Genomic DNA, 13,487 nt, shown 5'->3' on the forward strand with positions numbered 1-13,487 from the left:
AATGAGTGAAATTTTAGAGTTAAATTTTATGCAAAATGCCTTTATTGCTGGCATTTTAGTTAGTATTATTTGTGGGCTCATAGGCTCGCTCGTTGTTATAAATAAAATGACTTTTATCGCTGGCGGTATCGCGCACGGAGCGTATGGCGGCATCGGACTTGCCTTTTTCTTCTCGCTTGAACCACTTCTTGGAGCTAGTATATTCTCACTCTTTTTAGCCCTTATAATCGCCACTATCACGCTAAAAGATAAAACCAACATCGACTCAGTTATCGGTGCTATTTGGGCATTTGGCATGGCTATTGGTATCATTTTTATCGATTTAACTCCGGGATACAATGCCGATCTTATGAGCTATCTTTTTGGCTCTATCTTAGCAGTGAGCGGGCAAGATATAACATTTATGAGTATTTTAGATATCTTATTTTTAGCACTCATTGCCCTTTTTTACCGTCAATTTGTAGCTATTAGCTTTGATGCAGAGTTTGCAAAGCTGCGCGGTGTAAATACAACATTTTTTCACTATTTATTAGTATGTATGATGGCACTTTATGTGGTGGCCACGATTCGTGTTGTAGGGCTTATTTTAGTCATCGCTCTTCTTACTATACCGCCATATTTAGCACAAATTTTTGCCAAAAGACTGGGGCTGATGATGCTAATCTCTACTATCTTTTCAGTCGTTTTTTGCTTTAGTGGTCTATTTATTAGCTTTTATTTTAACCTAACAGGCGGAGCTAGCATAATCTTAGTTGCTTCACTTTGCTTTTTTGCATTTTGTTTTAAATTTAAAAGCTTACGCCAGTAGCCATTCTTAACTGATGAAGCGTCCAAAAGACGAAGCAAATGGCTGTGAGATAGACACTAAAAAATAGAGCCAGCCATATAAATTTTATCTCAAGACCAAAATAGAAAACTACTGCGTAAAAAAGTGATCCTTGAAGTACAAATTGCCTAAATCCATTTAGCAAAAAGATGGCCACTGGGCGTTTTATGGCCTGAAGAGTGCTGCCTGAGACATTTATCGTGCCATAAGCTACGTAAGCAAGAGAATTTATACCAAGATAAAGCCCTGCTATCTCTAAAACTGCCGGCGTATCATCAAAAATTCTTATCATATCTTCACCAAAAAATCTAATAAAAACACAAGCAAATGCACAATAAATAAGTAAAAAAAGAAGCGAAATTTTATAGCATTGCTTAGCTCTTTTAAAATTTTTAGCACCATAGTTTCTTGAAACGATACTTAAAACTGCTGCGGCCATACCAATGGTCGGCAATACCAAAATTTGCTCTATCCTTAAAGCTATACCGTACCCTGCTATGGCATTTACGCCATAGTAGCTTATAAATTTTAAAAGTACAAGTGAGCCAAGTGACATCGATAGATAGTTTAAACAAGCTGGTAGAGCTTGCTTTGTAATCTTTGCCCAAATGCTAAAATTTGGCACAAAATAGCTTAAATTTCTTGGCTCGATCATCTTAGCTTTTTTAACTTTTACAAAAAGGTAGATCATGCCCAAAAGCTGAACACTAGCTGTTGCTAGAGCAAGTCCTTTTACACCAAGACCCAAAATGAATGCAAAAAAGTAGCAAAAAAATGTATTGATAAAAAGGCCATAAAATAGCCAATTGCGGTAACTTTTTGTATCTCCAAGTGCCACAAGCACGCCGTTTAGAGATTTGATAATCAAGAAAAATGGTGCAGCAAGAAAGATAACACCTGCGTAATCAAGCGCCTCTTTTAAATAGTGATGATCAGCTCCTAAAAAAGTGAGCAAGTTTGGTGCTAAAAAATAGCCACAAAACCCCATAAAAATAGCAAATACCAGCACAAAGATAATTCCATTTGCTGCATAAAATTTAGCCATTTTTATCTTTCCTGCTCCAAGGCTATTGCCTATTAGCGCAGTTAGTGCTGAGCCAAAACCAAGCCCAATGCCTACAATACTTAGATAAAGTAAAAAGCTCATAGCCATACCAGCTACGGCAAGGGTAGAAATTTTTGCTGCAAAAAATGTGCCGGTAACATTATAAAGAGTATTAAACATCATTGCGGTGCCAGCTGGGAGTGATAGTGAGATGATAAGCTTATTTAGTGGGTCTTTTAGTAAATCCATGGCTTGATTTTACGTTTTTTATCTTTAAAATTTGTAAAGAACAAAATCAATTAAATTTAATAAAAGGCCATTACCTATTAGCATAAGTTAGGATTGATACTTTTTGATAATGCATTAAATCTTAAAAGCTTTTAATCTTATGTATATAAATTATTTGTGTAAAAAATTCGTATTTCTATCAGTCTTTGTTATATTAAAAATTTAGTAAGCCAAAAATCATAAAAAGCAAGGAAAATACCTTGCTAAATTTTATTCATTATATTTTATGCCCATACCGCCAAATTTAAGCGAATTAGCTGTCTTGTTGTCGGCAGTACTTTCGATTAAGGCTTTAACATCTACTAAGCCTGGCAATTTCCAAACTTGTTCACAAAGACCGCCTACGCTAATAGTCATCTTTATCTCACCATTAGTGTTGTTTCCAGCACCCACTTCTAGGCACTTATCATTTTTTGCATTTACTGGATTCTTAACATTTGACATCTTTTTAACAGCATCTGCACCAGAAGCAAATTCGCCTTGTGAAGTATAGTAAGAACCCAAGTCCGAAATAAGTGTTTGTATATTTGAAGCAGTTTTTGATATCTCTGCATCATCCCTTGTTGCAGCTAGTTTTGGTATAGCAACCGCAGCTAATATGCCCAATATAACGATCACGAAGATCAACTCAATCATCGTAAAGCCTTTTTTCATGACTTCTCCTCCCTGAAATATAAATATTTTCTAAATCGAGCGAATTGTATCATAAATTTCAAAAAAACAATAAAATAATGTACTATATAAAAAATCAAAAATTTGCCGATATAAAAAAGAAAATTAAAATTTAGGGGTATTATGAAGGGCGTTATAATTTGTCTATTTATCATCACGATTTCATTTTGTAAATATGAATCCTACAAACCTCTCACAGTAGTAAAATATAATGAAGAAAAGGCTCTGCTTGGTAAAAAACTCTTTTTTGACAAAAGACTAAGCCCAAATGAAAACTACTCTTGCCAAACTTGTCACAACTTGTATTGGAATTTAAGCGGGAGCAACCAAGATAGCATGGAAAAAGGCACTTTAAATCCTCCAACCATATTAAATGCTGCAGCAAACTATCTATTTTATAGCGATGCAAAAATTAGCAATTTAAAAGATCAAGTAAAAGAGTCCATAACTTCTAGAATAGAACTAAACTCGGATAACGACAAGATAGTCGATTCTGTAAATAACATCTCTGAGTACAAAATTTTATTTAAAAAAATTTATAATGACAGCATTAATTTTGATAATATTGCAGATGCAATAGCTGAGTTTGAAAAGGCTGTCTTGAGTGTTGATTCACCATTTGATCGTTTTATATCAGGTGATAGCAATGCCATAGATGATAGTGCAAAGAAAGGATTTGAGATATTTAATAATATAGGCTGTGCCGCTTGTCACAATGGTAGAAATTTGGGAGGGAATTTGACACAAGATATTGGCCGAGAAAGAATTTCTGCCTTAGATGCAAACAAAAGATTAAGAAGAGTGCCATCACTAAGAAATATTACAAAGACTGCTCCATATTTATCTCATGGAGAGATAAATGATCTAAAAGAGGCCATAAGCTTTATTGGTAACTATCAGCTAGGATATGAGCTTAGTAAAGATGAAATTGATGCTTTATACTCATTTTTTCTGACATTAAATGGTAAAAAGCCTAGGATACTAAATGAGTACTAAACGAACAAGAACCGTACTTAGCTTCTTAGTAGCTATATTTTTCATTAGTGCATTTTTTATATATAAAGCAGATATAGCCATTGATACGGCTCATAAATTTGATGACGGGATTTTAAATCTAAAATTTATAGACAATGAGATAACTTTTTCTTTAAATAATATTTATGATATCTCAAACTACGACAAACTCAATGCTGACATAAATTCTTTTGATACAAATTTAAGCAACCTTTCAATGCTTAGTGATGAGATGATATTGTTTCATCAAAATGAAATAACAAAAGACCTACAAAAAATAAGAGATGTATTTATTAAAAAAGTATTTTTTACACAAAGATCAGCTTATGTAAACTCATCTATAGATTCTTATATCCAAATAAGTCAATATGAGATACAAAATCTAGCGCTTCCAAATAAGCTTGAGCCTATATTTTATGCGATAAAAGGTGCTTTGATGCTTAGTCCTGAAGTAATAGATGATATTTCAAAGCAAATAAAAATGTATAAAAACGAGTATAAAGATAACCAAAAAGCTCAAAATGTATTAGACAAGATGCTTTATGCGACTCAAGCTACAAAAACTTTACATACAATCTCAAATAGTGCAAAAGAGCTACATCTTGATAATCTAATAGAAAATTTTAGAAACAAAATCCTAGAATTTCACTCTGACGCAGTGGATAACACAAAAATAGCTCAGATAATCTGCTTACTTACATTTATAATATTTTGTACATTTGGCCTCTTTCAAATCAAAATGGCCTCAGAGCGTTTAAGGCAAATAAAACTCTTAAGATCCACGGTTGAAAACGATCATAGCTCTGTTGTCTATTGTGATAAGTACAATAGAATTTCATATGTAAATAAAACCTTTGAAGAAAAAACTGGCTACAAACTAAAGGATGTAATCGGTAAAAATCCTAGAATACTAAAATCATATATGCACCCACAAAGCTTTTATGAATCCATAAAAGATGCTCTGCAAAAATCTCTACCTTGGGAGAGCGATGAGCTTATAAGCAGAACAAAAAGTGGTGATTTTTTATATGAAAAGGTAAAATTTTCACCATTTTTCTTTAAAAATAAATTTGAAGGCTACATAGCTGTAAAGCTTGATAGGACTAAAGAGACGCTAATACTAAACGAACTAACTCAAAAAAATGAACAAATAAAAATACAATCTTCAATCGATAAGCTAACAGGCTTTGGTAACTACTTTGCTTTAACTGAAATTTTAGACGCACAAAAAGATGGAGTGCTAATTTGCTTAAGCATTAAAAATTTTAAAATTTTAAGATTCTTTTATCAAACTAAGATTATTGATGCAATGCTAAAAGCAGTAGCTGATACACTAAAGCTTTGTATAGATACTTCTGAGATAAAAGCAAAGCTATTTAGATTTCAAGATGACGCATTTTATATGTGGTATGAAGGCGACAATATCGTAAGAGATATTGAATATATAAGAGAATATTTTGGCTCAAATAGAATAAATGTCGCTATTGATGAAAAATTTGAAAATTTACCAGGCATAAAGGTAGTATTTGGTGTTTCATTGCCAAATGATACCCCACAAACTAACCGCCTAATGCAATCAGTCCTTGCAAATCAGCTCGCAATAGAAAATGGTAGCAATATTTACTACTATCTAGAAAATGACGCCATTGAGATGAAATATCACAAAAACCAGCTGGCAGTTCAGCTAATCGAAGATGCGTTAGAAAACGATAGAGTCATCGTAGAAGCACAAGGCATCTTTAACTTAGAAGAAAATGAGACTGAAGCAAAGTATTATGAAGTTTTGGTTCGTATAATCGACCAAAATGGCAAGATACACTATCCGGGCGAATTTTTAGATATTGCTATGAAAACGCAACTATATCCGCAAATAACCAAAAAGGTGATAAGTCTTGCGTTTGATCTTGCCAAGAGATATCCAGATTATATGTTTTCGATAAATTTATCAATTACCGATATTGCTGATGCTAGTATGAGAGAGCTTATAGAGAGCAAGCTAAACGAGTGCAAAGATCCTAATAAAATTTGTTTTGAAATGCTAGAGAGTGAAGAGCTTGGCGACTATGTTGCAGTAAATTCTTTTATAAAACGCGTCAAGGGCTATGGATGTAAAATTTCCATTGATGACTTTGGCTCAGGATACTCAAACTACTACCGAATTTTAGAGCTTGATATAGACACCATAAAGATAGATGGCTCGATAATCAAAAAGCTTCCATTTGACGAAAATGCTAGAGTTCTAGTAGAAACCATCGTAAGCTTTGCAAAAAAGCAAGGCTACAAAATAGTAGCCGAGTTTGCAAGTTCAGAAGAAATTTTAAACCAAATCAAAAATTTTGGAATACCTTACGCACAAGGTTTCTTACTGGGCAAGCCTCGCAGAATGGAATAGTGGCTAAATTTCTATATCTATGCCAACTGGGCAGTGATCGCTACCTGTGGTCTCTGGCAAGATAAATGCGTCTTTTAGCCTATCTTTTAATCCTTGTGAAATAAAGAAATAATCAATCCTCCAGCCGACATTTTTAGCCCTTGCATTAAAGCGGTAGCTCCACCACGAGTAAGCGTCCGCTACGTCGCCATTTACGGCTCTAAAGGTATCGATAAAGCCACTTTTTAGCACCTCATCTATCCATGCTCGCTCAATAGGCAAAAAGCCGGAAGTTTTGGCATTTGCCTTTGGATTTTTAAGGTCGATCTCACGGTGAGCGGTATTTACATCTCCACAAAATATTACCTCTTTGCCGCTTTTTATAAGCTCTTTGCAGTAAGCTAGAAATTTCTCGTAAAAGTCCATTTTATAGGCTAGGCGCTCGTCATCCTTTTGTCCGTTTGGAAAATAGATATTAAAAAGTACAATATCGCCAAATCTATGCTCCAAAACACGCCCCTCCGTATCGTCGAAAAAAGCTGCCTTTTGTGTCGAAATATCAAAATTTGCTAGGCTCATCACACCAGAGTATCCAGCCCTCTCACCCGAGTTTACACTGATATCTTTAAAGCCAAGGTTGTAAATTTCCTTTGGCACATCACTTTCTTTGACTTTAATCTCTTGAAGCGCTAAGAAATCAGGCTTTTGCTCAGTAAGCCAAGCGAAACCATCTTTTGTTACAAGTGCTCTAAGGCCATTTACATTCCAGCTAATAAGTTTCAATTTTCATCCTTTTTTTAATTATAATTATGCCAAAAATCACAAAAAGGAAAATTATGAGAAACCAGCCAAAGTATAAATTTTTTAAAAATTTTGGCTATGCAAGAGAGGGTTTGGCTGAAATTTTCAAAAACGAAAAGAGCTTTCGGATAGAAATTTGCATATTTTTGGTAGCTACGATCTCGCTATTTTTTTGGAAATTTAACCTTGTTTTTAACCTATTTTCGATCTTTAGCATGGCATTTGTGCTAGTTTGCGAGTGCCTAAACTCTGGCTTAGAGCGAGTGACTGATCTTGCAAGCCCAGACTATCACGTCCTAGCAAAGGCGGCAAAGGATGCTGGAAGTGCGGCTGTGATGATCGCAAATTTCTTATGTGGCGCGCTTTGGTGCGTAGCGATAGGATATAAATTTTGGAGCTAGCATGAATGAAGAAATTTACAAGGCAATCATTGGCGAGAAAAAGGTAGAAATTATAAATTTGCTAGTTAAAAGCTGTGATGAAAATGGCTTTATTGTAGTAAAAATTTCAGAAATTTGTGAAAAGCTGGATGTGAGCAAACCAACCGTGATAAATACATTTAAGCTACTTGAAGAGAAGAAAATTTTCGAGCGAGTGAAAAATGGAGTTTATAGATTTAAAAATTTATAGTTAGTTTTAGCCGATAGTCTTAGCAGTGATTATGCTAAATGTCAAGCGGTCAGTTATCACGACGACCCTAGACGGCTGTGGCTCATGAACGCCACCTATATTCTCGCCAGATGCATATAAATTTGGTATAGGCATAGCCGTTTGAGAGCTTATGACTTGGGCTTTTATGTTGATATTTAGGCAACTTTGTGTGGTAAACTTTTGACGTGCTACGCTCTGCTTAAAATGGCAGATAGGCTATAAAAGTAAAAAATAATATAAATTTTAGCTATAAATTTTCTAAAAAATATTCACTACGACTTATTTAAATTTATAATTTCGTTGATAAATTTTATAGTATTTTAGATTTTAACTTAAGAATAGAATTTGGTTTAGAAGGGCGGAGCAAAATTGCTCCGTAAATTATTTAACACCAACTATAATTTGAGTTGCTTTGATAATTGCAGTTACTTTATCTCCCGCTTTTAAAGCTAGGCTGCTAACTGACTCTCTTGTGATGATAGCTGAAATTTTACTGCCATTTACATCGATAATAACTTCAGCATTTACAGCTCCGTCTTTTATCTCGCTAACAACACCTTTGATTTGGTTTGTAGCGCTAAGTTTGATGCTGTCATCTTTTGAAACGATAACGCTTGAAGCTTTGAATAAAAAGATAGCTTTTTTGCCAACTTTAAGATCAAGACCTTTTTCACTATCAACTGTAACAGTTGCTTTTAGCACCTCACCACCTGCAAGCTTAGCAGATATTAGCGAATTTACCGCACCTGTTCTTACCTCTGTGATCTCAACATTTAGTTGATTTCTTGCACTTATTGACATTTTGTCTCCTTGTTTTGAATTAAATTATGGTAAAATTGTAAGGTATAATTATTAAGCAAAACTTAGAAACTATTTATACAAAATTATAATATCAAAAATAAAAATTTTATACATTTAAATGCCCTATAAATCGCTATTTGAGAAATAAAATCTAAAAATTTAATTTATATTATTTTAAAAAAAACGAGAAAAAATATTACTAACTACTACTTCTAAATATCTATTTTTGTAAAATTCTTGTAAATTTGACTTTAAAGATTGGTAAATTTAAAAGTATTTTAAGCTAAAGTAATATTTTTAGGTAAAGAAATAAATTATAAAATTTGAAGTAAAAATTTGAAAGTTTAAATGCCAGCTTCTAGCATAGCTTCTGCTTGATAATGCGTAATAAGTGGCTCAATGATCTCATCAAATAATCCCGCAGCCATAATCGCATCAAGGCGGTAAAGTGTTAAATTTATACGGTGATCACTTATGCGGTTTTGCGGATAGTTGTATGTCCTTATCCTGCCAGAACGATCTCCGGTACCAACTTGGCTCTTTCGCTCACTAGTCTCTTTTGCAAGTCTCTCTTGCTCTTGAAGCTCATAAAGTCTAGCCTTTAGCACCTTCATCGCAGCTTCTTTATTTTTGTGCTGACTCTTGCCATCTTGGTTTGTGACAACAAGGCCTGTTGGTATATGTGTGATCCTAACGGCACTATCGGTTGTATTTACTGACTGACCGCCATGGCCTGAGCTTCTCATCACATCAACCCTTATATCATTTGGATTGATCTCAATCTCGCTATCTTCAACCTCTGGCATAATAGCCACAGTCACAGCTGAAGTATGCACCCTACCCTGACTCTCAGTCTCTGGCACACGCTGAACCCTATGCGTGCCGCCTTCAAATTTTAGTCTTGAGTAAGCACCTTTGCCTTTTATAAGTACGATGATCTCTTTAAAGCCGCCAGTATTGCCTTCGCTTTGGCTAACGATCTCAAATTTATATCCACGAAGCTCTGCATATCTGATGTAAGCATTAAAAAGATCTCCAACAAATAGCGCGGCCTCATCTCCACCAGTACCTGCACGAATTTCTAAAAATATATTTTTATCATCGTTTGGATCTTTTGGAAGAAGTAAAATTTTGATCTCTTCTTCAAGCTTCTCTCTTGAAATTTCTAAATTTTTAAGCTCGTCTTTTGCAAGCTCACCAAGTTCAGAGTCCTCAAGTAGGGCTTTATTTTCATCGATGTCTTTTAAAATTTCTAGATATTTTGTTGCAGCAGTTGCGACTGGCTCGATAGATGATTGCTCTTTTGATAGCTTTGTCATCTTTTCGATATCGTTTGCTATATTTGGATCGCTAAGAAGCGCAGAAATTTCATTATAGCGATCCAAAAATGGATGAAGTTTATCAGCAAACATTAAATTTTATAGATTAAGCAGCTTTTAGAGTATTTACCAATTGTGCAAGACGACTAACACGGCGAGCAGCAGTTTGTTTTTTCAAAAAGCCCCTACTTACGAAGCTATGGATACTTTTGTTAGCAACTTTTAAAGCTTCATTTGCAGCATTTAGATCTTTAGCTTCTACAGCTACACGCACTGCTTTTGTTATATTTTTAAGTCTTGTGCGGTAAAATCTATTTCTTTCTGTTCTTTTTATAGTTTGTCTAGCTCTTTTTTCAGCAGATTTATGGTTTGCCATAATATACCTTTTTGAATAATTTTAGTCGGTGATTATATTAAAGATATAATAAATTTAACCTTAATTTAAGTCATCCTTAATGAAAGTAAAATTTTAGATTTTAAATTAGGTAAATTCTGATAAAATAGCACAATTTTATAATAAAAAAGGATAAATTTATGAAACTATTTGGAACGGATGGGGTTCGTGGTAAGGCTGGTGAGAAGCTTTCGGCTCAAACATCTATGCGTCTTGCAATGGCAGCTGGAATTTATTTTAGAAAGACTTCAGCGACAAATGTGATTTTGGTTGGAAAAGATACTAGAAAAAGCGGCTATATGATCGAAACTGCTATCGTTGCGGGGCTAACTGCAGTTGGCTACAACGTCCTTCAAATAGGCCCTATGCCAACGCCTGCGATCGCATTTTTAACAGAAAATATGCGCTGTGACGCTGGCATAATGATAAGTGCGTCGCACAACCCATACTACGATAACGGCATCAAATTTTTTGACAGCTTTGGCAACAAGCTTGATGAGACGATAGAGGCCGAGATAGAAAAAATCTTCTACGACGACGAGCTCATCGCAAATGCCCAAAAAACGATGACAGAGATCGGCGCAAACAAGAGGATCGACGATGTTATCGGCAGATATATCGTGCAGATCAAAAATTCATTCCCAAAAGAGCTAAATTTAAAGAATTTACGAGTAGTTTTAGACGTGGCAAATGGAGCTGCTTACAAGGTTGCGCCAACTGTATTTAGCGAGCTTGGAGCTGATGTCATCGTCATAAACGACGAGCCAAATGGTAGCAACATTAACCAAAACTGTGGCGCGCTTCATCCAGAAGATCTAGCAAGCGAGGTAAAAAGGCTTCGTGCCGACATCGGCTTTGCATTTGATGGCGATGCTGATAGGCTTGTAGTAGTTGACGAAAACGGCGAAGTCGTGCATGGCGACGCGATACTTGGCTCGTTGGCTGCATTTTTACACGAGCAAAAGGCTCTAAAAGGTGGAGCCATCGTGGCTACGGTAATGAGTAACGCCGCGCTTGATGACTATCTAAAAGCTCATAAGATCAAACTACTTCGCTCAAACGTAGGCGATAAATACGTGCTTGAGATGATGAAAGAAAATGGTATAAATTTTGGCGGTGAGCAAAGCGGTCACGTGATATTTAACGACTACGCTAAAACTGGCGACGGCCTTGTTACCTCAATGCAAGTTGTCGCGATGATGCTTAAAAAAGGTAAAAAAGCCAGTGAAATTTTTGGCGAGCTAAAGCCATATCCACAAATTTTACTAAATTTAAAGATCACAGAGAAAAAGCCACTTGATAAGATAGAGGGGCTAAAAGAGCTTGAGGCTAGCCTTGCAAAAGAGGGAATAAGATCGCTCTTTAGATACTCTGGCACTGAAAATTTGATCAGACTTTTGCTCGAGGGTAAAAATCAAACTTTAGTTGAAAAACGCATGGATGAAGTTGAGAAATTTTTCGTAAAAGCCCTAAATGCGTAAAAGCTTAGTTAAATTATTCATTGCGTTTTTTGTCATTTTTATCGTTGATCAAGCGATAAAAATGATATTTATAGATGGTTTTTCGTGGGACGGAGAGTTTTTATCGCTAGTTCTTACATATAATAAGGGCGTTGCATTTTCGATGTTTGCCTTTTTAGATGAGTGGCTGAAATTTATCCAGATAGCTCTCATTTTAGGCGTTTTTGTCTATCTAGTTGTTGAAAAAAAGCTGCTTTACTCGCATGCCATTTGGCTTGGAGCTTTGCTAGGAGCTGGCAGCTCAAATATCACAGATAGATTTATCCATGGCGGTGTCGTGGATTATGTCTTTTGGCACAAGTGGTTTAACTTTGCGGTCTTTAACTTCGCTGATGTGATGATCGATCTTTGCGTCGTGATGATACTTTGGCAAAGTTTTAGAAAAAGGAGAGAGAGTGGGAAATAATATCTACGTCGCATACGCGCTTTGGCTACTTACTGGCTGGCTTGGAGCGCATAGAATTTACCTTGGTAAATTTATCACCGGCTTTTTGATGATGGGACTATTTTTTATCGGTTACTCTTTACAAATCATCCTCATTGGTTATTTATTCTTAGCTATTTGGGGCATTTGGTGGATCATCGACGCATTTTTAGTTGGTGCTTATGTCGAGAAAAATTTACAAAAAGTCGAGCTAAAAGAGAGACTAAAACTAAAAGATAAAGAGGACGACTTAAAAAGGCTTTACGAGCTTTTTGAGAGTGGTGCGATCAGCAAGGCTGAATTTGAAGCTAGAAAAGAGATACTTTTTAGATAAGGAGACGTTATGGCAGAATATTATCTTTACTTAAAATACCTCCACTATTTGTTTTTCATCTCGTGGATGGCAGTGCTGTTTTATCAGCCAAGGCTCTACGTTTATCACGTAGAAAACATGGACAAGCCAGACTTTGTAAAAGTGGTCGAAGTGATGGAGTACAAGATGTATCACTACATCGGCTGGGTCGCACTCATTGGCTCATTTTTTACTGGCATTTTGATACTTATGACTATGCCTGATCTTATAAAAACTGGTCATATCCATGTCAAAATTTTAGTTGTCATCTTGATGGCTATCTATCACCTAGACCTTGGGCGCTACATGAAGCAGCTCAAAGAGAAACGCTGTAACAAAAGCGGCATCTTCTTTAGAGCCTACAATGAAGTGCCAACTATCGCGATGCTTATCATTATCTGGGTCATGATAGTAAATCCATTTTAAGGGAATTTGATGAAGAAATTTTTAGCATTTATCGCTTTACCAGCGCTCTTACTTGCAGCGACTCAGTACTTTGAGCCGGTGCAGATAAAATTTGACAACAGACTCTACTCATTGGCATATTCAGCCAAGCCTGTGCCAAATTTATTCACACAGGAGTATTTGCTCCCTGGCGAAAAGCTAGAGAGTTTTAGCTACATGCTCTCGCTAAATACGCTTAAATTTGACGCTACGCCAGAGCAAGCAGTCGAGCAAAAGATAAATGATCTAAAAGAGCTAAAAGCAAAAGGACTAAAAGTAGCTTATAAAAAGGGTTCGCTAGTAAATGAAATTTATCTTGATATCACAATATTTTCAAACCTAAATGGCGTGCCAACAGCTGAGCACTCGATATATCGCTACACCAAGCAAAGTAGAAATTTAGTCCTTTTTACCATCCAAAGGCGTGCTTATAAAAAAGAGGGCATTCAAAGATTTGCTGCAAATTTCACGATCGAGTCGCAAGATTTTAGCAAAAAAGCCCTAGCCACACCTTTTCCACAAATCATCAATAGATAGAAAAATTTGAGTGTAAATTTAGCCTTTG

17 protein-coding genes are annotated in these 13,487 nt (G+C 35.6%); 10 read left to right on the forward strand and 7 right to left on the reverse strand.

Annotation, left to right across the window (positions count from 1 at the left end; all coding sequences use genetic code 11):
* Position 1 precedes the first annotated feature (1 nt).
* Positions 2-808 carry a metal ABC transporter permease gene (locus CYP28_RS00330; protein ID WP_103592682.1) on the forward strand — a complete coding sequence of 269 codons (807 nt, stop codon included), beginning with the start codon at positions 2-4 and terminating at the stop codon, positions 806-808.
* Here the strand turns inward: CYP28_RS00330 and CYP28_RS00335 are convergent.
* A complete protein-coding gene (locus CYP28_RS00335; RefSeq protein ID WP_103592683.1) occupies positions 789-2,120 on the reverse strand; it encodes an MATE family efflux transporter in 1,332 nt (443 codons plus the stop codon). The genes CYP28_RS00330 and CYP28_RS00335 overlap by 20 nt on opposite strands.
* A gap of 249 nt (positions 2,121-2,369) precedes the next feature.
* Positions 2,370-2,795, reverse strand: coding sequence for a type II secretion system protein (locus CYP28_RS00340; RefSeq protein WP_430516115.1), 426 nt, complete (start codon positions 2,793-2,795; stop codon positions 2,370-2,372).
* Positions 2,796-2,954: 159 nt separating this feature from the next.
* On the opposite strand from CYP28_RS00340, the gene CYP28_RS00345 reads away from it, so the two are divergent.
* A complete protein-coding gene (locus tag CYP28_RS00345; protein WP_103592685.1) occupies positions 2,955-3,827 on the forward strand; it encodes a cytochrome-c peroxidase in 873 nt (290 codons plus the stop codon).
* Entirely contained in the window at positions 3,817-6,237 is a 2,421-nt protein-coding gene (locus CYP28_RS00350; RefSeq protein ID WP_103592686.1) for a bifunctional diguanylate cyclase/phosphodiesterase, read from the forward strand. The genes CYP28_RS00345 and CYP28_RS00350 overlap by 11 nt, the downstream gene beginning before the upstream one ends.
* Before the next feature lie 3 nt (positions 6,238-6,240).
* Here the strand turns inward: CYP28_RS00350 and CYP28_RS00355 are convergent, their stop codons facing one another.
* Entirely contained in the window at positions 6,241-6,999 is a 759-nt protein-coding gene (locus tag CYP28_RS00355; protein ID WP_103592687.1) for an exodeoxyribonuclease III, read from the reverse strand.
* A 53-nt stretch (positions 7,000-7,052) separates the two neighbouring features.
* Here CYP28_RS00355 and CYP28_RS00360 point away from each other — a divergent pair, with 53 nt between their 5' ends.
* The gene (locus CYP28_RS00360) at positions 7,053-7,418 is read left to right on the forward strand and encodes a diacylglycerol kinase (protein WP_103592688.1); all 366 of its coding nucleotides are present in this window, start codon (positions 7,053-7,055) and stop codon (positions 7,416-7,418) included.
* Between the two features lies 1 nt (position 7,419).
* Positions 7,420-7,647: a replication/maintenance protein RepL gene (locus CYP28_RS00365; protein ID WP_072594035.1), complete on the forward strand. Its 228-nt coding sequence runs from the start codon at positions 7,420-7,422 to the stop codon at positions 7,645-7,647.
* Between the two features lie 6 nt (positions 7,648-7,653).
* Here CYP28_RS00365 and CYP28_RS10520 read toward each other — a convergent pair whose 3' ends face one another.
* The 4 genes from CYP28_RS10520 to rpsT all read right to left on the reverse strand — a co-directional run bounded on the left by CYP28_RS10520 (position 7,654) and on the right by rpsT (position 10,164).
* Complete coding sequence (locus CYP28_RS10520) at positions 7,654-7,782, reverse strand: hypothetical protein (RefSeq protein ID WP_258032522.1); 129 nt, start codon at positions 7,780-7,782, stop codon at positions 7,654-7,656.
* 267 nt (positions 7,783-8,049) lie between these two features.
* Positions 8,050-8,469, reverse strand: coding sequence for a TOBE domain-containing protein (locus CYP28_RS00370; protein ID WP_054195983.1), 420 nt, complete (start codon positions 8,467-8,469; stop codon positions 8,050-8,052).
* Positions 8,470-8,813: 344 nt separating this feature from the next.
* Positions 8,814-9,881 (reverse strand): peptide chain release factor 1, encoded by a 1,068-nt coding sequence (gene prfA / locus CYP28_RS00375; protein ID WP_103592689.1) that lies wholly within the window; start codon positions 9,879-9,881, stop codon positions 8,814-8,816.
* Between the two features lie 13 nt (positions 9,882-9,894).
* Positions 9,895-10,164: a 30S ribosomal protein S20 gene (rpsT, locus tag CYP28_RS00380; protein ID WP_004317319.1), complete on the reverse strand. Its 270-nt coding sequence runs from the start codon at positions 10,162-10,164 to the stop codon at positions 9,895-9,897.
* Between the two features lie 158 nt (positions 10,165-10,322).
* Here rpsT and glmM point away from each other — a divergent pair, with 158 nt between their 5' ends.
* The 5 genes from glmM to CYP28_RS00405 are packed head-to-tail and all read left to right on the forward strand — an operon-like array spanning position 10,323 to position 13,459.
* Positions 10,323-11,663, forward strand: a complete 1,341-nt coding sequence (gene glmM, locus CYP28_RS00385) for a phosphoglucosamine mutase (RefSeq protein ID WP_021086624.1) — start codon at positions 10,323-10,325, stop codon at positions 11,661-11,663.
* A complete protein-coding gene (gene lspA, locus CYP28_RS00390) occupies positions 11,656-12,108 on the forward strand; it encodes a signal peptidase II (protein WP_103592690.1) in 453 nt (150 codons plus the stop codon). Before glmM ends, lspA begins: the two co-directional genes overlap by 8 nt.
* On the forward strand, positions 12,098-12,460 hold the full coding sequence (locus CYP28_RS00395; RefSeq protein ID WP_072594039.1) for an NINE protein: 363 nt from the start codon (positions 12,098-12,100) through the stop codon (positions 12,458-12,460). The genes lspA and CYP28_RS00395 overlap by 11 nt, the downstream gene beginning before the upstream one ends.
* 9 nt (positions 12,461-12,469) lie before the next feature.
* Positions 12,470-12,904 (forward strand): CopD family protein, encoded by a 435-nt coding sequence (locus tag CYP28_RS00400; protein WP_103592691.1) that lies wholly within the window; start codon positions 12,470-12,472, stop codon positions 12,902-12,904.
* Between the two features lie 9 nt (positions 12,905-12,913).
* Entirely contained in the window at positions 12,914-13,459 is a 546-nt protein-coding gene (locus CYP28_RS00405) for a hypothetical protein (RefSeq protein ID WP_054195977.1), read from the forward strand.
* The last annotated feature ends 28 nt before the right edge of the window (positions 13,460-13,487 follow it).

The organism is Campylobacter concisus (assembly GCF_002914195.1).
GTDB lineage: Bacteria > Campylobacterota > Campylobacteria > Campylobacterales > Campylobacteraceae > Campylobacter_A > Campylobacter_A concisus_M.

Excerpts from the sequence above, each read along its gene's own strand:
- CYP28_RS00365 (WP_072594035.1), top strand. The coding sequence starts at position 7,420 with ATGAATGAAGAAATTTACAAGGCAATCATTGGCGAGAAAAAGGTAGAA.
- CYP28_RS10520 (WP_258032522.1), bottom strand. The coding sequence starts at position 7,782 with ATGCCTATACCAAATTTATATGCATCTGGCGAGAATATAGGTGGCGTT.
- CYP28_RS00335 (WP_103592683.1), bottom strand. The coding sequence starts at position 2,120 with ATGGATTTACTAAAAGACCCACTAAATAAGCTTATCATCTCACTATCA.
- CYP28_RS00350 (WP_103592686.1), top strand. The coding sequence starts at position 3,817 with ATGAGTACTAAACGAACAAGAACCGTACTTAGCTTCTTAGTAGCTATA.
- CYP28_RS00400 (WP_103592691.1), top strand. The coding sequence starts at position 12,470 with ATGGCAGAATATTATCTTTACTTAAAATACCTCCACTATTTGTTTTTC.
- CYP28_RS00370 (WP_054195983.1), bottom strand. The coding sequence starts at position 8,469 with ATGTCAATAAGTGCAAGAAATCAACTAAATGTTGAGATCACAGAGGTA.
- CYP28_RS00330 (WP_103592682.1), top strand. The coding sequence starts at position 2 with ATGAGTGAAATTTTAGAGTTAAATTTTATGCAAAATGCCTTTATTGCT.
- rpsT (WP_004317319.1), bottom strand. The coding sequence starts at position 10,164 with ATGGCAAACCATAAATCTGCTGAAAAAAGAGCTAGACAAACTATAAAA.
- CYP28_RS00340 (WP_430516115.1), bottom strand. The coding sequence starts at position 2,795 with ATGATTGAGTTGATCTTCGTGATCGTTATATTGGGCATATTAGCTGCG.
- CYP28_RS00345 (WP_103592685.1), top strand. The coding sequence starts at position 2,955 with ATGAAGGGCGTTATAATTTGTCTATTTATCATCACGATTTCATTTTGT.
- glmM (WP_021086624.1), top strand. The coding sequence starts at position 10,323 with ATGAAACTATTTGGAACGGATGGGGTTCGTGGTAAGGCTGGTGAGAAG.
- lspA (WP_103592690.1), top strand. The coding sequence starts at position 11,656 with ATGCGTAAAAGCTTAGTTAAATTATTCATTGCGTTTTTTGTCATTTTT.
- CYP28_RS00405 (WP_054195977.1), top strand. The coding sequence starts at position 12,914 with ATGAAGAAATTTTTAGCATTTATCGCTTTACCAGCGCTCTTACTTGCA.
- CYP28_RS00360 (WP_103592688.1), top strand. The coding sequence starts at position 7,053 with ATGAGAAACCAGCCAAAGTATAAATTTTTTAAAAATTTTGGCTATGCA.
- prfA (WP_103592689.1), bottom strand. The coding sequence starts at position 9,881 with ATGTTTGCTGATAAACTTCATCCATTTTTGGATCGCTATAATGAAATT.